This is a genomic window from Pseudomonas sp. AK-TSAG1-1 (genome assembly GCF_056821665.1).
This window is the reverse complement of the sequence record NZ_CM165965.1, coordinates 4,654,400-4,675,774: the sequence shown is the minus strand read 5'-3', so window position 1 is coordinate 4,675,774 and position 21,375 is coordinate 4,654,400. Positions and strand designations below refer to the sequence as shown.

Below are 21,375 nucleotides of genomic sequence, written 5' to 3'. Positions count from 1 at the left end.
ATCACTCGTCGACTTCAGAGTCCTCGGAAGTCGACACCTCCATTTCTGCACTATCGATCACCGCAATCACACCAAAGTCGATATTGGTCCGCCGGAAGTAGGCGATCAGCCGCTGCACGCTTTCCTCGTCAAGCGGATTGTCCCGCAGATTGATTTTTCCGGCGAACTCCAGAGGCAATTCCAGAATGTCGCTGGGGATATGGGCAATGGCATTGTCGTTCAGGTTAGCGACTCTCAGATTTTTGAGCTGTAGCAGGCCGTGGGGCAGTTCACTGATGTCGGTGCTGTCCAGCAGCAGCACGGTGAGATCGGTCATTTGGCTGATGTCAGGTGTTCGCCCCAGCGGGTTGTCGCTCAAATCCAGAAGGTCGAGGCGCTCCATTTGCGCGAGTTCGAGGGCGGTTTGCTCGGTCAGGGTGATGTGGCAGCCTGAAAGCGCCAGGTGTGTCAGGTCAGCCATTCGGAAAATCGCTTCGGGTATGTTGCCGAGCTGGTACTCGTAGATCGTCAGGTTCCTGAGGTTGGGGAAGCGCTCCAGAAATCTCGTGGCCCCCGAGGTCCGGCCCCGTCGGCTCCTCATGTACAGGTGCGTGACATGAGCAAAGTCGGCAGGCAATTCGGGCAACTCGCCTGTTATGCCTGCCGACAGATTCAACTCGTAGATGGGCGCCTGCGGCGGATCGATATCTTCGGGATCGCTTTCCCGGCGCCAGCACTGTTCCAGACGGTTTCTAAATTCATCCCGGATCAAATGTTCGTTCGACAGTTGGTGCGGGGTAAAGGGCTGGCCGCTAATCGGATGTATGGCGGGAACATCCGCGGTCCAGGCTGCAAGGCTGTCTCTGAGGGCGCTGTATTCGTTTTCCAGGCGGGTGATTTCAACCTTGCCGTCGGCCAATGTCCCGGGTAACAGATAAACGAACTCACTGGCCTGCTCTCGATCCATTTGTGTGTAGAGCGTTTGAACGCGAAGGAGGTCATCCTGGTCGGCCAGAACTCCAAAATCATGACGAGTCCGGGCGAAATGGCTTTTGATCCGTTCATGGTCTGACGCGGTAATCGGATTGCCCCCCAGATCAATGCCCTCGGTGATGCTGCCGGGAAGTTCGAACAGTGTGGTGGGGAGTACTTCGAGGCGGTTGTCATTGAGCAGCGCGGTTCGAATGCGAGGGTGATTCAGCAAGCCGGTCGGGAATTCGGAAATCCCCGTTGCCGAGACGTCGACGTAATGGAGCCGCGGCATGCGCTCGAGTCGCGGCATCAAACCGAGCGGATTCTTGTACAGGTCCAGCGTCGTCAGTTGATCTAGTGCAGACAGTTTCATCAGGCTTTCGGCGGTGAGGGTGATTGCGCAGTCGCTCAGAATCAGTTCGCTGAGTCGTGGTGACTGGTCGATGGCTTCGGGCAAGAAACCCAGGTTGAAGGTACGCAAATCGAGGTGGCGCAGACCAGAAAAGTGCTTCAAGAACTCATGCACGCCTCGCGTTTCGCTATGGCCACCCATCATCAGGGAGTCCACCCGGTTGAAGTTGATGCTCAGGCGGGGTAATTCGCCGAGTATCGGTCGCCAGAACCTGAACTCGATCGTGTTTTCAGAGTGGTCCGGATAGGTTGCTTGCTGCCTCCAGCAATCGTATATCTCTCGGCGCAGGTACCGACGATTTTGTCTCTGGATCGCGAACTGTTCGGTGGTAAGTCTGGTACGGGTATTGGGGTCGATCTCTGGAATATCGTCAGTCCAGGGATTCAAAATGCTGCTGAGCTGGTCGTGCTCGGCAAACAGTCGGCTCAGTTCTGCCCGTGGTCCGTCCGGATGGCGTTGCAGTTTTTCGACAAAGGCGAGCAGTTCTTCAGCGGACAGCTGGGGGAACAATCGTTGCGCATGAAACTGCAGGGGAGGCGTGTTCACGGGGATATGGCGATAGCCATCGGTGCCGCCCAGCAAGCGCATGAAGGTGGGGTCGTAAGCAGGTTTGATGTTTGGATGTTGCGCCAGCAACGAACGCAGGTCGTCGCGGTTCAAGGCGTGGTCGCGAATCCGCTGCTTGAGTATCTGTTCTTCGCCTATGCGAATATTCAAGGCCTGCCGCTCGGCGTCCGGCAGTGCCCGTAGAAGGCTGGGGTAAAGCCCGCCCGCACCGCTGAGCTCCTGCCCTGCATGGTCGAACGCCTGATATTCACCCAGCTCGGTCAGGACCAATACCTTGCAGGTCGGGGCATTTTTCGGGCCGATGCTGTCGAGAAGTGGCCCTTCATGGGCGTAATGCCGGATCTCCAGTCGCAGCTGCTCCGGCCAGCCGGGTAATCGTGGCAGTGAGTGCAGAGCCAGCCGTTCCGTGTCGCGGTTGCCGGCGCTCGACTGTAACTCCAGTCCTTCATAGGCGCGGGCCATGCGCACTTGCATTCTGGCTTCCTGGATCATTTCGGCCAGGCGTCTGGACGGCTTGGAGCGTTGCAGTTGTTGCCGTTCCTGGGCGCTGGTCGAGTCGAGGATCGCTTCGGCGACGCTGATCGGAAGGCTGCGATCGCCGCCCATGATTTCTCGTACCTGCGAGTCGGCGCCACGTTCGAATTTGCGATAGCGCTCATCGAATAATGACGCTCTCCTGCGCTCGGCAAGCTCTGCCAGTGTGCGACGCAGGGTGCGGGTTCGGGTTTCAAGCGCGAGAGAGGGATGGCCGAACGCTTCGCCGGACATCGCTCTGATTTCAGAGTCCGAGAGTGCCAGAAGAAAGGTTTTGAGCAGGTCGCCCTGGTGCAGTTGAGTGGTGTCGAGCCGTATGCCCGGTGCGTCGCGTAGATGACTTTGCCAAAGGATGTGCGCCTTGCCGTCGGTCAACTGCAGGTTTTTGTTTTCCGGCCAATAGCCGTTTTCCTTGAGTATCTGGAGTTGCAGGACCGGGTCGGCCTTCAGGTAGTCATCCGTCGTTTCGCTGCCGATCTGCTCAATGAAGGTTTGAATGTCGCGGTCGATCTTGAAGCGCTTGAGTGTGTCGGCCAGTAGCGGTGGTACCTGCTCGGCGTTCACATGCATTTTGCGCAGAGCGTTGGCGTCACAGCCGCTGATGGTGAGCATGCGCTCGCGTTCACTGGCCGAAAAACGCTCCATGTCCGGCCCCATACGGCGCAGCGCGGTGGCTTGATCCCAGCTCAGCGGCTGGTCGAGTTCGGTTAGCCAGGCCCCGGCGCCGTTGGTTTCGAGCAGTGGTTTGTACGCATCGGGTCGGCTGGGATGATCAATACGGTGCTGGCTGGTGACGGTATCTTTGCTGACGACATAGCACTTGTTGTCCAGTACCAGCAGGGTTTTGCCTTGGTGTGAGTGCAGGCCGAGTGTGTCGGGCTTTGACTCGCCGGGGCGTTCGAGAACGGAGTAGGTGCTCAGATCGGGTTTCCAGTAACGGGTTTTGCCACTCGGTCGTTTCACCCAATTGAAGCGGTCAATGAACTGAACGATTTCCCGAGGCAGCAGTGCGCGAAACTCACCCGCCGCAATGACCCCGCCTGCTGCGAAGGTGCCCAGTTGCACCGCCGATTGAACCACTTCCATGAAATGTCCGAAGGCCGTTTTGGCCTCCCCCTCCGCCCAATCAATGATGCCTTCGAAGGTTTCATCGAGCAGTTGGTAGGCCATGTAACCCAGCATCAATTCCCCCAGAAAGGGCACGAACGGCAGGGCGATGAACGCGGCGATGTTCAGGAGTGTGGAGGCGATTTCGCTGAACGAGTCCCAAAGTGCCCAACGGGCTCGCTGGTCGACCGTGGCGGTGGGCACAGCGATCACCCGCGCATCATTGAGGATCTTGTTGAGCTTGCTCTGATAGAGGTGTGTCCATAACTCGCCAGTGATGGCCGCCGACCTCAAATGCAGGCCGGGTCGCCGATTGGGTTGTTCTCGCCAGGTCGGACGGGGGTCACCTCGCTGCACGGGCTGCCAGGTGATGGGCGCGAGCTGATCATTCAACTGGGCAAAGAAGTGGCCGCGCTCCTGATGGTCAATGAATCGGCTGAAAAAAGCCTGATAGTCAGGATCGCGCAATCGTCGGCCAAGCTCCTCGGCGAAAGCGGCAGACGAGGGGTATTGTTTGATCGGGTGTGCCGGGTCGTCAGGCAGGTAGACCACCACACTGACGACCTCTCGGGCCTGCTCCGGCTCCGGTGCAAACATCAGGATGCCGGTCAGGCGGGCATTCATGAGGGTCAGCTCACGACACCCCCAGTTTTGCCCGCGCAAACGCAGATGCGGCAGATTGTCGAGCAGGCCGAGAATCAGTTGGTGGGCATCGCCGGCCAACAAGTTCTGCATGTGCGCCATGTGCAAGGCTGCCGTCAGCGCAGCTCGCTGGCTGTCTTTGAGGGCAGGCTGCAGGAGGGCTGCCGCCACCGGATTGCTGATGCCCAGATTGTCTTCCAGATACTCTTTATAGCGCTGGCCAATGTCCAGTTCCCGGCACAGGCGGGTAAATGTCGCAATGGGCATTTTCTGCAGGATCTGCGGCAGCGTATCGAACTGTCCGGTGGGGGAGGCGGGGGTGGTGTAGGTCGAGGCGGGTTCGAACGCATCCTGTTCGGTTTCGCTGTTTTCAAAGTTGTGCAGCGCTGCGTCCAGCAGCGAGAGGGTCCAGATGCGCGCCGCCCCCGATTTCATTCGCAACCAGGGGACATGATCAGGCAGATAGAGGCGCAGGCAGGTTTGGCGAACGTCCAGTTCCAGGCCGCAGCGCGTTTTTATCAAGGCTTGCAGCAGTGGCTCGGCGAAGTCGGCAGGATTGCGCAGGTTTGCCAGGAGTCGATCCGTTCGGTTCTGGCTCAAGGCATGCGCTGTGACAAGGGTGTTCAGCGCCGCGTGTTGATGGGGTGGGGCATGCCTGAGTGTCGCCGGCAACGTTGGCGTCACCTTGCTCAGTTCGGCGCGTCGGTGGGGAAGGGCTTGGCGAAGCCAGGGCGCAATCGCACTGTGCAAATGCTGATAATGGCTATCCGGCCGGAAAACGTCGGGGATGTCTGTGGTAGTCGGTTCGGTATTCATGCGTACAAATTTGTCGTCGTGTTTGAAAGGCCTCTAGCAGAACCCGGGATCAACGACGATGTGCGGTACATATATACCGCACCCCGTAAATCGACATGAGTTACAAAGGAACAGGTCTGCCGCAATCCCTTGCCGCCAGTTAAACTGCGCCTTTGCGACGCTATATGTCGCATTGCCGTAAACCCGGGAAAATCCGGGGTTTGCGCTATAAGAAGTTGTCGCTTGGCGGCAAGGCCGGGCTGAAAACTGTCCTTACAATCCCCCCATCGCTCGCCAGTTTCAGGCGGGTGGCCCTCATCAGGAGACTCCGATGTCCGTTGAGCACGCTGCGGTACAACGCGCCGATTTCGACCAGGTAATGGTTCCCAACTACGCGCCTGCCGCTTTCATTCCGGTGCGTGGCGCCGGTTCCCGCGTCTGGGACCAGGCCGGCCGCGAGCTGATCGACTTCGCCGGCGGCATCGCCGTCAACGTATTGGGCCACGCGCATCCGGCGCTGGTCGGTGCGCTGACCGAGCAAGCGAACAAGCTGTGGCACGTCTCCAACGTGTTCACCAACGAGCCGGCCCTGCGTCTGGCACACAAGCTGATCGACGCCACGTTCGCCGAGCGCGTGTTCTTCTGCAACTCCGGCGCCGAAGCCAACGAGGCCGCCTTCAAGCTGGCCCGTCGCGTGGCGTTCGATCGTTTCGGCAGCGAGAAGTACGAAATCATCGCCGCGCTCAACAGCTTCCACGGCCGGACCCTGTTCACCGTCAACGTCGGTGGCCAGTCGAAGTACTCCGACGGTTTCGGCCCGAAAATCACCGGCATCACCCACGTGCCTTACAACGACCTGGCTGCGCTGAAAGCTGCCGTTTCCGACAAGACCTGCGCGGTCGTGCTGGAACCGATCCAGGGTGAGGGCGGTGTGCTGCCGGCCGAACTGGCTTACCTGCAAGGTGCCCGTGAACTGTGCGACGCGCACAACGCGCTGCTGGTGTTCGACGAAGTGCAAACCGGCATGGGCCGTACCGGCAATCTGTTCGCCTACCAGCATTACGGTGTGACCCCGGACATCCTGACCAGCGCCAAGAGTCTGGGCGGTGGTTTCCCGATCGCTGCAATGCTGACCACCGAAGCGCTGGCCAAGCATCTGGTCGTCGGCACCCACGGCACCACTTACGGCGGCAACCCGCTGGCGTGCGCAGTAGCCGAAGCGGTGATCGACGTGATCAACACCCCTGAGGTGCTGAACGGCGTCAATGCCAAGCACGACAAGTTCAAGACCCGCCTGCAGCAGATTGGCGAGAAGTACGGCCTGTTCACTCAGGTGCGTGGCCTCGGTCTGTTGATCGGTTGCGTGCTGAGCGACGCCTGGAAAGGCAAGGCCAAGGACATCTTCAACGCCGCTGAAAAAGAAGGCCTGATGATTCTGCAGGCTGGCCCGGACGTGATCCGTTTCGCCCCGAGCCTGGTGGTGGAAGACGCCGATATCGATGCTGGTCTGGACCGCTTCGAACGCGCTGCAGCAAAACTGACGCAAGCCTGATAGACCTTTCGACGCCTGTGGATTTCGGGCGTCGATCAAAATTTTAATGCCGGGCTGGATTAAATGTGGGGGCGGGCTTGCTCGCGAAAGCGGTGGGTCAGACAACGGAAATGTTGACTGATACAGCGCTTACGCGAGCAAGCCCGCTCCCACACTGATCTCTGTTCAAGCAGCGCGAGCCCGGCTATTTCTTCAGTAAATTTTTATAAGAGAAAGGAGTGACACCATGCTGGTGATGCGCCCTGCGCAAATGGCTGATCTGGGCGAGGTACAGCGTCTGGCTGCGGACAGTCCGATTGGTGTCACTTCCTTGCCGGATGACGTGGAACGTCTGAGCGACAAGATCGCCGCGAGCGAAGCCTCGTTTGCCGCCGAAGTGAGCTTCAACGGTGAAGAGAGCTACTTCTTCGTCCTTGAAGACACTGCCACCGGCAAGCTGGTGGGCTGCTCGGCCATCGTCGCCTCGGCCGGCTACTCGGAGCCGTTTTACAGCTTCCGCAACGAGACCTTCGTTCACGCCTCCCGCGAGTTGAAGATTCACAACAAGATCCACGTGCTCTCGCAGTGCCACGACCTGACCGGCAACAGTTTGCTGACCAGTTTCTACGTGCAGCGCGAACTGGTGGGGTCGCCTTGGGCCGAGCTCAATTCCCGGGGGCGCTTGCTGTTCGTCGCCAGTCACCCGGAGCGTTTCGCTGATTCGGTGGTGACCGAGATCGTCGGCTACAGCGACGAGAACGGCGACTCGCCATTCTGGGATGCGATCGGCCGCAACTTCTTCGACCTCAACTACGCCGAGGCCGAGCGCCTGTGTGGCCTGAAGAGCCGCACGTTTCTCGCCGAACTGATGCCGCATTACCCGATCTACGTGCCGCTGCTGCCGGACTCCGCTCAGGAAGCGATGGGCCAGGTGCACCCGCGTGCGCAGATCACCTTCGACATCCTGATGCGCGAAGGCTTCGAGACCGATCACTACATCGACATTTTCGACGGTGGCCCGACCCTGCACGCACGCGTTTCGGGGATCCGTTCGATCGCCCAGAGCCGTGTGGTGCCGGTGAAGATCGGCGAGCCGGTCAAAGGCGCCGGGCGCCAGTACCTGGTGGCCAACGCGCAGTTGCAGGACTACCGCGCGGTGTTGCTGGAACTGGACTACGCGCCGGGTAAACCGGTGACCCTTGATCTGGAAGCAGCCGAAGCCCTGGGCGTCGGTGAAGGTGCCAGCGTGCGCCTGGTGGCGGTTTAACGCCTTAGCGAGTTTCACGGGTGGCGAAGGCGGCCCGTTTGAGGAGATAGCATGATTGTTCGTCCCGTACGCAGCAGCGATTTATCCGCGCTGATCGACCTGGCCCGCAGCACCGGCACCGGCCTGACCACTTTGCCGGCCAACGAAGAACGCCTGACCCATCGGGTCGGCTGGGCCGAGAAGACCTTTCGCGGCGAAGCCGGCCGTGGCGATGCGGACTACCTGTTCGTGCTCGAAGACGACAACGGCCGTGTGGTGGGGATTTCCGCCATCGCCGGTGCCGTCGGTCTGCGTGAGCCGTGGTACAACTTTCGCGTCGGTCTGACCGTCAGCGCCTCGCAGGAGCTGAACATCTATCGCGAGATCCCGACGCTGTTCCTCGCCAACGACCTGACTGGCAACTCCGAGCTGTGCTCGTTGTTCCTGCATGCCGATTACCGCACGGGGCTCAATGGCCGCATGCTGTCCAAGGCGCGCATGCTGTTCATCGCCGAGTTCCCTGAGCTGTTCGGCAACAAGATCATCGCCGAGATGCGCGGCGTGTCCGACGAAGCTGGCCGTTCGCCGTTCTGGGAAAGTCTGGGGCGGCATTTCTTCAAGATGGAATTCAGCCAGGCCGACTACCTGACCGGGGTTGGCAACAAGGCGTTCATCGCCGAACTGATGCCGAAATTCCCGCTGTACACCTGCTTCCTTTCGGAAGACGCGCGCAACGTGATCGGCCAGGTTCACCCGGACACCGAGCCGGCGCTGGCGATGCTCAAGAGCGAAGGTTTCAGCTATCAGGGCTACGTCGACATCTTCGACGCCGGTCCTGCCATTGAATGCGAAACCAGCAAGATCCGTGCGGTGCGTGACAGCGAAGCGCTGGTGCTGGCCATCGGTACGCCGGGCGATGACGCCACGCCGTTCATCATTCATAACCGCAAGCGCGAAGACTGCCGCATCACGGCTGCGCCGGCCCGTCTGGCCGCCGGCACACTGGTGGTCGATCCGCTGACCGCCAAACGTCTTCAACTCAACGCTGGCGATCAAGTGCGCGCCGTGGCGTTGTCTGCTGCTCGGGAGTCGAAATAATGAATTCGCTATACATCGCAGGTGAATGGCTGGCCGGTCAAGGCGAAGCCTTTCAGTCGCTGAACCCGGTAACCCAGCAAGTGCTGTGGTCGGGGGAGGGCGCTACCGCTGCTCAGGTCGAGTCCGCTGTGCAGGCTGCACGTCAGGCATTCCCGGGGTGGGCGCGGCGTTCGCTGGACGAGCGCATCAGCGTCCTTGAAGCCTTCGCCGCTGCGCTGAAAAACCACAGCGACGAACTGGCTCGCACCATCGGTGAGGAAACCGGCAAGCCACTGTGGGAGGCCGCGACCGAAGTCACCAGCATGGTCAACAAGATTGCGATCTCGGTGCAGAGCTACCGCGAACGTACCGGCGAGAAGAGCGGCCCATTGGGCGACGCCACCGCTGTGCTGCGCCACAAGCCACACGGCGTGGTCGCGGTGTTCGGCCCTTACAATTTCCCCGGTCACCTGCCGAACGGGCACATCGTCCCGGCGTTGCTGGCCGGTAACAGCGTGCTGTTCAAGCCAAGCGAACTGACCCCGAAAGTCGCCGAACTGACGGTCAAGTGCTGGATCGAAGCCGGTCTGCCGGCAGGCGTTCTGAGCTTGCTGCAAGGCGCTCGCGAAACCGGTATCGCACTGGCGGCGAACCCGGGCATCGACGGCCTGTTCTTCACCGGTTCGAGCCGTACTGGCAATCACCTGCATCAGCAGTTCGCCGGGCGTCCGGACAAGATTCTTGCGTTGGAAATGGGCGGCAACAACCCGCTGGTAGTCGATCAGGTCGCTGATCTGGACGCAGCGGTGTACACGATCATTCAGTCGGCCTTCATCTCCGCCGGCCAACGTTGCACCTGCGCCCGTCGTCTGTTGGTGCCGCAAGGCGCATGGGGCGACAGCCTGCTCAAACGACTGGTTGAAGTCTGTTCGACGATTGAAGTCGGTGCGTTCGATCAGCAGCCTGCACCGTTCATGGGGTCGGTGATTTCCCTCGGCGCGGCGAAAGCGTTGATGGAAGCTCAGGAACATCTGTTGGCCAACGGCGCTGTGTCGTTGCTGGAAATGACTCAGCCGCAAGCGCAATCGGCCTTGCTGACCCCAGGCATTGTCGATGTGACCGCAGTGGCCGAGCGTGCGGACGAAGAATTGTTCGGTCCATTGCTGCAAGTGATCCGCTACGCCGATTTTGCCGCAGCGATCAGTGAGGCCAACGACACGGCTTATGGCCTGGCGGCTGGTTTGCTGTCCGATTCCGAGGCGCGTTATCAGCAATTCTGGCTGGAAAGCCGTGCCGGGATCGTCAACTGGAACAAGCAGCTGACCGGTGCTGCGAGCAGCGCGCCGTTCGGCGGTGTCGGGGGTTCGGGCAACCATCGCGCCAGCGCCTACTACGCGGCGGATTACTGCGCGTACCCGGTGGCCTCGCTGGAAACGCCGAGCCTGGTGTTGCCAGCCGCTCTGACCCCAGGCGTGAAAATGGCGTAACGCCCATTCGCGAGCAGGCTCGCTCCCACACTGGAATGCATTTCCCTGTGGGAGCGAGCCTGCTCGCGAAGGCCGCGCCTCGGTCTGACTGAATTGTTACTTGAAGCCTATAACAACAGATTCTCGTGGAGCCTCGCTGATGAAATCCTATGAAGTCAATTTTGACGGTCTAGTGGGGCCGACCCATAACTACGGTGGTCTGTCCTACGGCAACGTTGCGTCCCAGAGCAACAGCCAGCAATCCTCGAACCCGAAGGAAGCGGCGCTGCAAGGCCTGGCGAAAATGAAAGCGCTGATGGACATGGGCTTTCAGCAAGGCGTACTGGCGCCGCAGGAACGTCCGGACGTAGCCGCGTTGCGCCGTCTGGGTTTCAGTGGCACCGACGCGCAAGTGATCGAGCGGGCTGCGAAAGAAGCCTTGCCGTTGTTGGTTGCCAGTTGCTCGGCGTCGAGCATGTGGGTGGCCAACGCCGCCACGGTCAGCCCGAGTGCCGACACCGCTGACGGTCGCGTGCATTTCACCGCCGCCAACCTCAACTGCAAATACCACCGCAGCATCGAGCATCCGACGACCAGTCGCGTGCTCGGCGCGATGTTCGCCAATCAACAGCACTTCGCCCATCACGCCGCATTGCCGGCGGTGGCGCAGTTCGGCGACGAAGGCGCGGCCAACCACACGCGTTTCTGCCGTGAATACGGCGAAGCCGGTGTCGAGTTCTTCGTGTTCGGTCGCAGCGCGTTCGACACCCGTTACCCGGCGCCGCAAAAGTACCCGGCACGCCAGACTCTGGAAGCGTCGCAAGCTGTTGCGCGTCTGCATGGTCTGCGTGACGACGGCGTGGTGTACGCCCAGCAGAATCCGAACGTGATCGATCAGGGCGTGTTCCACAATGACGTGATTGCCGTGGGTAACGGCGAGGCGCTGTTCTATCACGAGGACGCGTTCCTCGACACCGAACAGATGCTGGCAGAGCTGCAAGGCAAGCTCGCCAAGGTTGGCGGCAACTTCCAGTCGATCTGCGTGCCGCGTTCGGCGGTCACCGTGGATGACGCGGTGCGCTCCTACCTGTTCAACAGCCAGTTGCTGTCGCGCCCTGATGGCTCGATGTTGCTGATCGTGCCGCAAGAGTGCCAGGCCAACGAGCGCGTGTGGGCTTACCTGCAAAGCCTGACCAGCTCCGGCGGCCTGATCCGTGAAGTGAAAGTCTTCGACCTCAAGCAGAGCATGCAGAACGGCGGTGGCCCGGCATGCCTGCGACTGCGCGTCGCGCTCAACGAAACCGAGCTGGCGGCAGTCAACCCAGGGGTTATCATGACCGCACCGTTGTACGGTTCATTGACCGCATGGGTTGAAAAGCACTACCGCGACCGCCTGAGCGAAACCGATCTGGCGGACCCGCAATTGCTGCTTGAATGCCGGACGGCACTGGATGAACTGACGCAAATCCTTAAACTGGGCTCGGTTTATCCATTCCAGATCAATTGATGGCCAGCGCGTCGCCTGAACGCGACGCGCGGCTTTTCTCCCTGACAGAGCGTAAAAAAGACATGAGCGATTCCCTGCGGCTGATCCTTGAAGACACCGACGGCAAGCAACTGGAAACTTCCTGCACCCGCGTCGCGGTCATGTGGCAAGGCAAAGAACTGTGGATCCAGCAGGACGGTCGCGGCCAGTTGCTGATCGGCGTGGACGTCGAAGAGGGTGACGAAGAGTACGCCAACCTGCTGCTGCGCCCATTGGCAACTAATCTGGTAAGTCTGCAACTGGAAATGGAACCGGCTGACGTCGGCGACGACGAAGACCACGTGCACGGCCCGGATTGCAACCACGACCACTAAGGAAACCGCTCTATGCTCGCCCTCGGCAAACTGCTTGAACTGACCCTCGCCGGCCGCGAACCGGCGGAGAAGACTCAACTGACTGTCGAAGGCGTGCGCATGCGCTGGTTGAGCGAGGGTGCGCTGGAAGTCCGGCCACCCGAAGCGCGTGACAATGGCCTGGATCTGCTGCTCTCGGCAGGCATCCACGGCAATGAAACAGCGCCGATCGAATTGCTCGATCGACTGCTGCATGACATCGCTCGCGGCGATCTGAAACCGCGTGCACGCATTCTGTTCCTGTTCGGCAACCCGGAGGCGATTCGCAAGGGCGAACGCTTCGTCGAGCAGGACGTCAATCGGCTGTTCAACGGCCGTCATGAACAAACCAGCGGTTCCGAAGCCATACGTGCCTGTGAGCTGGAGCGCCTGGCAGCGAGCTTCTTCAACCTGCCGGATCGTCAGCGTCTGCACTACGACCTGCACACGGCGATTCGCGGCTCGAAGATCGAGCAGTTCGCTTTGTATCCGTGGAAGGAAGGTCGCCAGCATTCGCGCCGAGAACTGGCGCGCTTGCGTGCCGCCGGCATGGAGGCGGTGCTGCTGCAGAACAAACCTTCGATCGTGTTCAGCGCCTACACCTACGACAAGCTGGGGGCCGAGGCCTTCACACTGGAGCTGGGCAAGGCGCGGCCGTTCGGGCAGAACCAAGGGGTGGATGTGTCGCGGCTGGAAACCCGTCTGAAGCAGATCATCGAAGGCACTGAGCCTGATATGGCTGAAGAAGGCCTGGACGGCTTGCAGCTGTTCAGCGTCGCGCGGGAAATCATCAAGCACAGCGATGCCTTCCGCCTGAACCTGCCGCAGGACATCGAGAACTTTTCTGAATTGGATGTGGGTTATCTGCTGGCCGAAGATCTGGCCAATACCCGCTGGGTCATCGAGGAAGAGGGCGCGCGGATCATCTTCCCTAATCCGAAGGTCAAGAACGGCCTGCGCGCCGGCATCCTGATCGTGCCGAGCACTGACGAACACTTATCCTGAGAACGTCTCAGACCCGATGTGGGAGCGGGCTTGCTCGCGAAAGCGGTGTTTCAGTGACGAATCTGTGTACTGACACACGGCTTTCGCGAGCAAGCCCGCTCCCACATTTGGATTTGAGTGAGGTTTGGGGCCTCACTCGATCCGTATAGGGTCAGACCGCTACAGCCCGTGGCTCACTGCGACGCAGCGCGCGGACCTTGTGCAGCGTATCCGCGCAAGTGCGCGCCGCTTCCTGACCCTTGTGCACAAAGTGCTCGAAGAAGAACTTCTGATGCTCGTCACCGGCATGGAAGTGATGCGGGGTCAGGGATACCGAGAACACCGGCACTTCGGTTTCCAGTTGCACCTGCATCAGGCCACTGACCACTGACTGGGCGACGAACTCGTGACGGTAGATGCCGCCGTCCACGACCAGGGCTGCCGCGACAATACCGGCATAACGACCGGTCTTGGCCAGCAACTTGGCGTGCAGAGGCATTTCAAAGGCGCCGCCGACTTCGAAGATGTCGATGTCCGATTCCTGATAGCCCAAGGCAATCATTTCGGCGACGAAGCCTTTACGGCTCTGGTCGACGATTTCCTTGTGCCAGCAGGCCTGAATGAACGCGACGCGCTCGCCGTGAGGGTGTTTGGATTTGCTGTCGATAGCGGTGGGTTGCATGTTCTGACTCCTGTTTGTGTGAAAAACAGGGCGTTATGAATCGAAAGGGATTCAAGGGTGCGCGCGCGCACAACATCGCGCGGACGGCCCTTTGGCGTTAATCCCGTTCTCTCTTCATCCGGACTATGACCGTCGGCCCCGGAATCACACCGGGTCTGCTGACCTTGCCGCCGTGCACCGCAAATGCCGTGTCGTCGCCAAGCGCTCGCGGGCTATGCGCATTGCGCGCAATTACCGCCGGTGGGGAATTGCACCCCGCCCTGAGAACGTTTTGGCCGCCCTTTCTCGGGCGGCGCAGCGTTTTTATCACATATTTTCAGGGCTTGCACAGAACCTGTGGGAGCGAGCCTGCTCGCGAAAGCAATGTGTCAGTCAGCAGATGTGTCACTGACAAACCGCTTTCGCGAGCAGGCTCGCTCCCATATGGATGTCGCGTTCTCAAGAAGTAACCTGACCTTTTTGCGCTGAAGGGTTGATTAATCGGTGCGAGAACCGCAGTAATTGACCTTCGTAAAGGGATTTCCCCTGCTGACTCTGAGGCCAGGTTCATGAGCGTTATCGATCTTCGCAGCGACACCGTCACCCAACCGACTCCCGCCATGCTCGAGGCGATGACTGCCGCCGCCACCGGTGATGACGTGTACGGCGAAGATCCGACGGTCAATCGTCTGGAAGCGGAACTGGCGAAGCGCCTGGGTTTCGCCGACGCGCTGTTCGTGCCCACCGGCACCATGAGCAACCTGCTGGGCCTGATGGCCCATTGCGAGCGCGGTGACGAATACATCGTCGGCCAACAGGCGCACACCTATAAGTATGAGGGCGGTGGCGCGGCGGTGCTCGGTTCGATCCAGCCGCAGCCGCTGGAGTTGCAGGCCGATGGTTCGCTGGATCTGGAGCAGGTGGCCGCAGCGATCAAGCCGGACGACTTCCATTTCGCCCGCACGCGTCTGCTGGCGCTGGAAAACACCATGCAAGGCAAGGTGTTGCCGCTGGAGTATCTGGCCCGGGCGCGTCAGTTCACTCAGAATCGTGGCCTGACGCTGCACCTGGACGGCGCGCGGCTGTACAACGCGGCGGTCAAGCTGGGCGTGGATGCCCGGGAGATCACCCGGCATTTCGATTCGGTGTCGGTGTGCCTGTCCAAAGGCCTCGGTGCGCCGGTGGGCTCGGTGCTGTGCGGTTCAGCCGAGTTGATCGGCAAGGCTCGTCGTCTGCGCAAGATGGTCGGCGGTGGCATGCGGCAGGCCGGATTGCTGGCGGCGGCGGGGCTGTATGCGCTGGAGCACAACGTAAAGCGCCTGGCGGACGATCACGCCAATGCGCAATTGCTGGCCGAAGGCTTGCGCGAAGCCGGGTTCAGCGTTGAACCGGTGCAGACCAACATGGTTTACGTGCAAATGGGCGACCAGGCCGAAGCACTCAAGACGTTTGCCGCCGAGCGCGGGATCAAGTTGAGCGCTGCTGCGCGTCTGCGCATGGTTACGCACATGGACGTCAATCGCTCGCAAATCGAGCAGGTGATCGCGACATTCGTCGAGTTTTCGCGCAAGTGACAGCGTTAGCCGTCCAATTGACCGTTACTATCGTATAAACACGCTGTACCCCGCGCGAAGGGCCGATATAATGCGGCCCTTTGCCGTCGTTTCGTCTGTTGACGTTTCGTACAGGCCTTTGGCCGCAGCCTCCGTGGAAGAACCTAATGAAAAGCGCAGAAATCCGTGAAGCCTTCCTTCGCTTCTTCGAAGAGCAAGGCCACACCCGTGTAGCCTCCAGCTCTTTGATTCCGGGCAACGACCCAACCCTGCTGTTCACCAACGCGGGGATGAACCAGTTCAAGGACTGCTTCCTGGGCCAGGAAAAGCGCGCGTACACCCGCGCAACCAGCAGCCAGAAGTGCGTGCGTGCCGGTGGCAAGAACAGCGACCTGGAAAACGTCGGTTATACCGCTCGTCACCACACATTCTTCGAAATGCTCGGTAACTTCAGTTTCGGCGACTATTTCAAGCACGATGCGATTACCTTCGCCTGGACCTTCCTGACCGGCGTGTTGAAGCTGCCGAAGGAAAAACTCTGGGTCACCGTGTACGCCTCTGACGACGAAGCGTATGACATCTGGACCCAGCAAATCGGCGTGCCGGTCGAGCGCATGATCCGCATCGGCGACAACAAAGGCGCGCCTTACGCGTCCGACAACTTCTGGACCATGGGTGATACCGGCCCGTGCGGCCCATGCACCGAGATTTTCTACGATCACGGCGACCACATCTGGGGCGGCCCACCGGGTTCGCCGGAAGAAGACGGCGACCGTTACATCGAGATCTGGAACAACGTTTTCATGCAGTTCAACCGCACCGCCGATGGCGTGTTGCATCCGTTGCCAGCGCCGTCGGTCGACACCGGCATGGGCCTGGAGCGGATCAGTGCGGTGATGCAGCACGTCAATTCCAACTATGACATCGACCTGTTCAAGAACCTGCTGAAGGCATCGGCCGAAGCCATCGGTTGCGAAAATGGCGATCAGTCTTCGCTGAAAGTGGTTTCCGACCACATTCGTTCGTGCGGCTTCCTGATCGCCGACGGCGTACTGCCATCCAATGAAGGTCGCGGCTATGTGCTGCGCCGGATCATTCGTCGCGCCTGCCGTCATGGCAACAAACTGGGCGCCACCGGCAGCTTCTTCTACAAGATCGTTGCCGCGCTGGTCGCCGAGATGGGCGAAGCCTTCCCGGAACTGAAGAAGCAGCAGAGCAACATCGAGCGCGTACTCAAGGCCGAAGAAGAGCAGTTCTCCAAGACCCTGGAGCATGGCCTGAAGATTCTCGAGCAGGATCTGCTGGAACTCAAAGGCACCGTGGTGCCTGGCGACGTGGTGTTCAAACTCTACGACACCTACGGTTTCCCGATGGACCTGACCGCTGACATCGCTCGTGAGCGCGGCCTGACTGTCGATGAAGTCGGTTTCGAGCGTGAAATGGAAGCCCAGCGCGTTCGTGCGCGTTCGGCCAGTTCGTTCGGTCTGGACTACAACACCCTGGTCAAGGTGGATGTGGCCACCGAGTTCACCGGTTACACCGACACCAGCGGTTCGGCGAAAATTGTCGCTATCTATAAAGATGGCCAGTCGGTTGACGTCTTGAATGAAGGCGAAGAGGCGGTGATCGTTCTGAACCAGACGCCGTTCTACGCTGAATCCGGCGGCCAGATCGGCGACTGCGGTTTCCTTCAGGCAGGCAGCGCACGTTTCGACGTTCGCGACACCACCAAGACCGGCGGCGCATTCCTGCACCACGGTGTGCTGGACTCGGGCAGCCTGACCATCGGCGCTCCGGTGGAAACCCACGTCGATGCCGACGTGCGTCATGCGACTTCGTTGAACCACTCTGCTACTCACTTGCTGCACGCTGCCCTGCGTCAGGTCCTGGGTGAGCACGTTCAGCAGAAAGGTTCGTTGGTGGACAGCCAGCGTCTGCGATTCGACTTCAGCCACTTTGAAGCGATCAAGCCTGAGCAAATCAAGGCACTGGAAGACATCGTCAACGCCGAGATCCGCAAGAACTCGGCAGTTGAAACCGAAGAAACCGATATCGAGACCGCCAAGCAGAAAGGCGCGATGGCGCTGTTCGGCGAGAAGTACGGTGACAACGTGCGCGTGCTGAGCATGGGTGGCGATTTCTCCGTCGAGCTGTGTGGCGGTATCCACGCCAACCGTACCGGCGACATCGGCCTGCTGAAAATCATCAGCGAAGGCGGTGTGGCATCGGGCGTGCGTCGTATCGAGGCAGTCACCGGTGCTGCGGCACTGGCCTACTTGAACGCCGCTGAAGAACAACTCAAGGAAGCGGCCAGCCTGGTCAAGGGCAGCCGCGACAACCTGATCGACAAGCTGTCGGCAGTGCTGGAGCGCAACCGCGCACTGGAAAAACAGCTCGAGCAGTTGCAAGCCAAGGCTGCCAGCGCCGCGGGCGACGATCTGTCGAACTCGGCAGTGGACGTCAAAGGCGTGAAGGTTCTGGCTGCACGTCTGGAGGGTCAGGACGGCAAGGCGCTGCTGGCGCTGGTCGATCAGCTGAAAAACAAACTCGGCCGCGCAGTGATCCTGCTCGGCAGTGTCCATGAGGAAAAGGTCGTACTGGTTGCAGGTGTAACCAAGGACCTGACTGGCCAACTCAAAGCCGGTGATTTGATGAAACAGGCTGCTGCGGCAGTGGGCGGGAAGGGCGGTGGTCGTCCGGACATGGCGCAGGGCGGCGGTGTCGACGCCGGCGCACTGGATGGCGCACTGGCGCTGACCGTTCCATTCGTCGAGCAGGGTTTATAAGACGGCCCGTCGGGCCCGCAGTCTAGTGGCGGGCCCGGCGGCTGTTCGAGTGATTATTGGGCGCCCTTCATGGGCAGAGGCGGCTTTGAAATGGCTTTGATCGTACAGAAATTTGGAGGCACCTCGGTCGGTACTGTCGAGAGAATCGAGCAGGTCGCCGACAAGGTTAAGAAATTCCGCGATGCCGGCGATGACCTGGTGGTTGTGCTGTCTGCAATGAGCGGCGAAACCAACCGTCTGATCGATCTGGCCAAGCAAATCAGTGGTGACGTGCAGCCGGTTCCGCGTGAACTGGACGTGATCGTTTCCACTGGTGAGCAGGTGACGATTGCCCTGTTGGCCATGGCGCTGATCAAGCGCGGTGTGCCAGCGGTGTCGTATACCGGTAATCAGGTGCGGATCCTGACGGACAGTGCGCACAATAAAGCGCGTATCTTGCAGATTGATGACCAGAAGATTCGCGGTGATCTGAAAGCAGGTCGCGTGGTGGTTGTCGCCGGTTTCCAGGGCGTCGACGAGCACGGCAACATCACCACCCTCGGCCGTGGCGGTTCCGACACCACGGGCGTGGCACTGGCTGCGGCGCTGAAGGCTGATGAGTGCCAGATCTACACCGACGTCGATGGTGTGTACACCACTGACCCGCGTGTGGTGCCGGTCGCTCAGCGTCTGGACAAGATCACCTTCGAAGAGATGCTGGAAATGGCCAGCCTCGGTTCCAAGGTGCTGCAGATCCGTGCGGTGGAATTCGCCGGCAAGTACAACGTTCCGCTGCGCGTACTGCACAGCTTCAAGGAGGGTCCGGGCACCCTCATTACTATTGATGAAGAGGAAACCATGGAACAGCCGATCATCTCCGGCATCGCTTTCAACCGCGATGAAGCCAAGCTGACCATCCGTGGCGTGCCAGACACCCCGGGCGTGGCGTTCAAGATTCTCGGCCCGATCAGTGCCGCGAACATCGAAGTCGACATGATCGTGCAGAACGTTGCGCACGATAACACCACTGACTTCACCTTCACCGTGCACCGCAACGACTACCAGGCCGCACAGACCGTGCTGGAAAACACCGCTCGCGAGATCGGTGCCCGTGAAGTCGTAGGCGATACCAAGATTGCCAAGGTCTCGATCGTCGGCGTCGGCATGCGTTCCCACGCAGGCGTGGCCAGCCGCATGTTCGAATCCCTGGCCAAGGAAAGCATCAACATCCAGATGATCTCGACTTCGGAAATCAAGGTTTCCGTGGTGATCGAAGAGAAGTACCTGGAACTGGCCGTGCGCGCCCTGCACACGGCTTTCGAACTGGACGCTCCCGCCCGTCAGGGCGAGTAATCCGGTCACCTGAAGGGCGCGGTCTGACCGCGCCCTTTATTTTTTGAATGGCGCGAGCCCTGAACTGTTCTTTTGCTCGCGCTGGTCAATACTCAGGCATGTAGGGCTACGATCGCTCCGGTTGTAGGTCGGGTGCCTTTTTTTTGCAGACTGTTGTCCCTGAAGAATTGCGTGAGGAGAAAGGTATGCTGATTCTGACTCGTCGGTGCGCAGAAAGCCTGATTATCGGTGATGGCGAAATCACCGTGACCGTGCTCGGCGTTAAAGGAAATCAAGTGCGTATCGGCGTCAACGCCCCGAAAGAGGTTGCCGTGCACCGTGAGGAAATTTACCTGCGTATAAAGAAAGAGAAGGACGAAGAACCAAGCCATTAATTTTTATCGATTTTTATGTTTGCAAACGGGGAAAAGGTTGGTTAAGATACGCCCCGTGTTGCGGAGAGCTGGCCGAGTGGCCGAAGGCGCTCCCCTGCTAAGGGAGTACACCTCAAAAGGGTGTCGGGGGTTCGAATCCCCCGTTCTCCGCCATTATTTGCTTAGTACGTTGTAATCTGGCTTTTTCTGTAAGTTATTGAATTTATTAGAAAAAGTGGTTGGAATAGAGATTAGACGGGCTATAATGCGGCGCAACAAATGCACTCGTAGCTCAGCTGGATAGAGTACTCGGCTACGAACCGAGCGGTCACAGGTTCGAATCCTGTCGAGTGCACCATTTAAGAGTTGTTTATAGCAATATAAAGAACTCGGCTTCAGCCAGTTGTGGTCTGGTTTAAAAACACAAATGCACTCGTAGCTCAGCTGGATAGAGTACTCGGCTACGAACCGAGCGGTCACAGGTTCGAATCCTGTCGAGTGCACCATTTTAGAGTTGTTTATAGCGATATAAAGAACTTGGCTTCAGCCAGTTGTGGTCTGGTCTAAAAACACAAAATGCACTCGTAGCTCAGCTGGATAGAGTACTCGGCTACGAACCGAGCGGTCACAGGTTCGAATCCTGTCGAGTGCACCATATACCAAAAAGCCCGCGTTTAACGCGGGCTTTTTGCTGTCTGCGATTTGGCTTTTCCTTTCACGCATCCCTTCTCGTCAAAATCGACTTGAGCACTGCGGCCTCGTTTCAGGTCGTATCGATAGCTCGTTGTCGATGTCCGAATGTTCACCTTGTCCGGTTTGCCGAGCGCGCTTTCGACATCCTGTTGGCTCATGCCGGCAATGACGCGTTGATTGATGATTGCTTCACGGCGTTGCCGGGCATCGATCAGGTTGCCGCATTTGTCCTGCATGCGACCAACGATGCCCGGCTCTCGGCCCCTGGTTTTCATACCGGATGTTTCTTCGTGGTTGTGCTCCGGCATGATCGCCACGACAGATCCGGGCAAGTAGGGGTGAACTTGCTGTACCGAAAGCTGTTCATCGCTCGCGCAACTCAGACTGGTGAAGGTGATGCGGCCACCGGGTGCCTCGCATCGATGCAGGGTGGTCGCGGCCCCGGCGGGCGGCAGGCAGAGCAGGGTGATGAGTAAAAAACCGGTTGTTGCAGAGTGCATTCGACGTCCTCCTTGACGGTCTACGCTCAAGGGTAGTCGCTACATTTTTCAGTGGCGGTGTGTTTTCTTTTCAGGATGAGTCGTCGCATTTGCAAGGATCAGGACAGCGCTCAGGTTTGTTTCGCAAGCGCTTGTTTCGGCCGCGATTTTTTAACGTTTAAAACCGTCAGGCGGTGTATCATTGCGCCCGTCAGCCCCGCCGGGGCTTGTGGAAAACCTCCATGGACTTACCCAGTAGTTATTCAGTAGCCCGTTTTACCAATCATGAATTGACTGATTGATCCTTCCGGCGTGCCCCGCTGCTGGG

The 21,375-nt window shown here is 59.5% G+C and carries 14 protein-coding genes, 4 tRNA genes and 1 riboswitch; of the genes, 15 read left to right on the top strand and 3 right to left on the bottom strand.

Annotation, left to right across the window (positions count from 1 at the left end; translation table 11 throughout):
* Position 1 precedes the first annotated feature (1 nt).
* The gene (locus tag AC1UK9_RS21100; protein ID WP_482578426.1) at positions 2-5,029 is read right to left on the bottom strand and encodes a dermonecrotic toxin domain-containing protein; all 5,028 of its coding nucleotides are present in this window, start codon (positions 5,027-5,029) and stop codon (positions 2-4) included.
* A gap of 310 nt (positions 5,030-5,339) precedes the next feature.
* Here AC1UK9_RS21100 and AC1UK9_RS21095 point away from each other — a divergent pair, with 310 nt between their 5' ends.
* From AC1UK9_RS21095 to astE, 7 genes are all read left to right on the top strand, one after another.
* Entirely contained in the window at positions 5,340-6,560 is a 1,221-nt protein-coding gene (locus AC1UK9_RS21095) for an aspartate aminotransferase family protein (RefSeq protein ID WP_025112904.1), read from the top strand.
* 226 nt (positions 6,561-6,786) lie between these two features.
* The gene (gene aruF, locus AC1UK9_RS21090) at positions 6,787-7,806 is read left to right on the top strand and encodes an arginine/ornithine succinyltransferase subunit alpha (RefSeq protein ID WP_025112905.1); all 1,020 of its coding nucleotides are present in this window, start codon (positions 6,787-6,789) and stop codon (positions 7,804-7,806) included.
* 51 nt (positions 7,807-7,857) lie between these two features.
* Positions 7,858-8,883, top strand: coding sequence for an arginine N-succinyltransferase (gene astA / locus AC1UK9_RS21085; protein ID WP_025112906.1), 1,026 nt, complete (start codon positions 7,858-7,860; stop codon positions 8,881-8,883).
* Positions 8,880-10,349, top strand: a complete 1,470-nt coding sequence (gene astD / locus AC1UK9_RS21080; protein WP_482580510.1) for a succinylglutamate-semialdehyde dehydrogenase — start codon at positions 8,880-8,882, stop codon at positions 10,347-10,349. The genes astA and astD overlap by 4 nt, the downstream gene beginning before the upstream one ends.
* Before the next feature lie 139 nt (positions 10,350-10,488).
* Complete coding sequence (astB, locus tag AC1UK9_RS21075) at positions 10,489-11,835, top strand: N-succinylarginine dihydrolase (protein WP_473013318.1); 1,347 nt, start codon at positions 10,489-10,491, stop codon at positions 11,833-11,835.
* 62 nt (positions 11,836-11,897) lie between these two features.
* Entirely contained in the window at positions 11,898-12,188 is a 291-nt protein-coding gene (locus tag AC1UK9_RS21070) for a hypothetical protein (RefSeq protein WP_025112909.1), read from the top strand.
* Between the two features lie 12 nt (positions 12,189-12,200).
* Complete coding sequence (gene astE, locus AC1UK9_RS21065; protein WP_473013317.1) at positions 12,201-13,211, top strand: succinylglutamate desuccinylase; 1,011 nt, start codon at positions 12,201-12,203, stop codon at positions 13,209-13,211.
* A gap of 151 nt (positions 13,212-13,362) precedes the next feature.
* On the opposite strand, the gene AC1UK9_RS21060 is transcribed toward astE, so the two are convergent.
* Positions 13,363-13,872, bottom strand: coding sequence for a 6,7-dimethyl-8-ribityllumazine synthase (locus AC1UK9_RS21060; protein ID WP_473013316.1), 510 nt, complete (start codon positions 13,870-13,872; stop codon positions 13,363-13,365).
* A gap of 101 nt (positions 13,873-13,973) precedes the next feature.
* Positions 13,974-14,144, bottom strand: a riboswitch (FMN riboswitch).
* A gap of 276 nt (positions 14,145-14,420) precedes the next feature.
* On the opposite strand from AC1UK9_RS21060, the gene ltaE reads away from it, so the two are divergent.
* From ltaE to AC1UK9_RS21020, 8 genes are all read left to right on the top strand, one after another.
* Positions 14,421-15,425, top strand: a complete 1,005-nt coding sequence (gene ltaE, locus AC1UK9_RS21055) for a low-specificity L-threonine aldolase (protein WP_482578423.1) — start codon at positions 14,421-14,423, stop codon at positions 15,423-15,425.
* A gap of 146 nt (positions 15,426-15,571) precedes the next feature.
* Positions 15,572-18,190, top strand: a complete 2,619-nt coding sequence (gene alaS / locus AC1UK9_RS21050; protein ID WP_473013314.1) for an alanine--tRNA ligase — start codon at positions 15,572-15,574, stop codon at positions 18,188-18,190.
* Between the two features lie 90 nt (positions 18,191-18,280).
* The gene (locus tag AC1UK9_RS21045; protein WP_025112914.1) at positions 18,281-19,522 is read left to right on the top strand and encodes an aspartate kinase; all 1,242 of its coding nucleotides are present in this window, start codon (positions 18,281-18,283) and stop codon (positions 19,520-19,522) included.
* 185 nt (positions 19,523-19,707) lie between these two features.
* Positions 19,708-19,896, top strand: coding sequence for a carbon storage regulator CsrA (csrA, locus tag AC1UK9_RS21040; protein WP_002554426.1), 189 nt, complete (start codon positions 19,708-19,710; stop codon positions 19,894-19,896).
* A 62-nt stretch (positions 19,897-19,958) separates the two neighbouring features.
* Positions 19,959-20,049 (top strand) — tRNA-Ser (locus tag AC1UK9_RS21035).
* A 107-nt stretch (positions 20,050-20,156) separates the two neighbouring features.
* Positions 20,157-20,233: transfer RNA gene (locus AC1UK9_RS21030), tRNA-Arg, on the top strand.
* Between the two features lie 71 nt (positions 20,234-20,304).
* Positions 20,305-20,381 (top strand) — tRNA-Arg (locus tag AC1UK9_RS21025).
* Positions 20,382-20,453: 72 nt separating this feature from the next.
* A tRNA-Arg gene (locus AC1UK9_RS21020) sits at positions 20,454-20,530 on the top strand.
* A gap of 19 nt (positions 20,531-20,549) precedes the next feature.
* Here AC1UK9_RS21020 and AC1UK9_RS21015 read toward each other — a convergent pair.
* Positions 20,550-21,068 carry a cell envelope protein SmpA gene (locus AC1UK9_RS21015; protein WP_482578422.1) on the bottom strand — a complete coding sequence of 173 codons (519 nt, stop codon included), beginning with the start codon at positions 21,066-21,068 and terminating at the stop codon, positions 20,550-20,552.
* Between the last annotated feature and the right edge of the window lie 307 nt (positions 21,069-21,375).

Excerpts from the sequence above, each read along its gene's own strand:
- AC1UK9_RS21100 (WP_482578426.1), bottom strand. The coding sequence starts at position 5,029 with ATGAATACCGAACCGACTACCACAGACATCCCCGACGTTTTCCGGCCG.
- AC1UK9_RS21095 (WP_025112904.1), top strand. The coding sequence starts at position 5,340 with ATGTCCGTTGAGCACGCTGCGGTACAACGCGCCGATTTCGACCAGGTA.
- aruF (WP_025112905.1), top strand. The coding sequence starts at position 6,787 with ATGCTGGTGATGCGCCCTGCGCAAATGGCTGATCTGGGCGAGGTACAG.
- astA (WP_025112906.1), top strand. The coding sequence starts at position 7,858 with ATGATTGTTCGTCCCGTACGCAGCAGCGATTTATCCGCGCTGATCGAC.
- astB (WP_473013318.1), top strand. The coding sequence starts at position 10,489 with ATGAAATCCTATGAAGTCAATTTTGACGGTCTAGTGGGGCCGACCCAT.
- AC1UK9_RS21070 (WP_025112909.1), top strand. The coding sequence starts at position 11,898 with ATGAGCGATTCCCTGCGGCTGATCCTTGAAGACACCGACGGCAAGCAA.
- astE (WP_473013317.1), top strand. The coding sequence starts at position 12,201 with ATGCTCGCCCTCGGCAAACTGCTTGAACTGACCCTCGCCGGCCGCGAA.
- AC1UK9_RS21060 (WP_473013316.1), bottom strand. The coding sequence starts at position 13,872 with ATGCAACCCACCGCTATCGACAGCAAATCCAAACACCCTCACGGCGAG.
- ltaE (WP_482578423.1), top strand. The coding sequence starts at position 14,421 with ATGAGCGTTATCGATCTTCGCAGCGACACCGTCACCCAACCGACTCCC.
- alaS (WP_473013314.1), top strand. The coding sequence starts at position 15,572 with ATGAAAAGCGCAGAAATCCGTGAAGCCTTCCTTCGCTTCTTCGAAGAG.
- AC1UK9_RS21045 (WP_025112914.1), top strand. The coding sequence starts at position 18,281 with ATGGCTTTGATCGTACAGAAATTTGGAGGCACCTCGGTCGGTACTGTC.
- csrA (WP_002554426.1), top strand. The coding sequence starts at position 19,708 with ATGCTGATTCTGACTCGTCGGTGCGCAGAAAGCCTGATTATCGGTGAT.
- AC1UK9_RS21015 (WP_482578422.1), bottom strand. The coding sequence starts at position 21,068 with ATGCACTCTGCAACAACCGGTTTTTTACTCATCACCCTGCTCTGCCTG.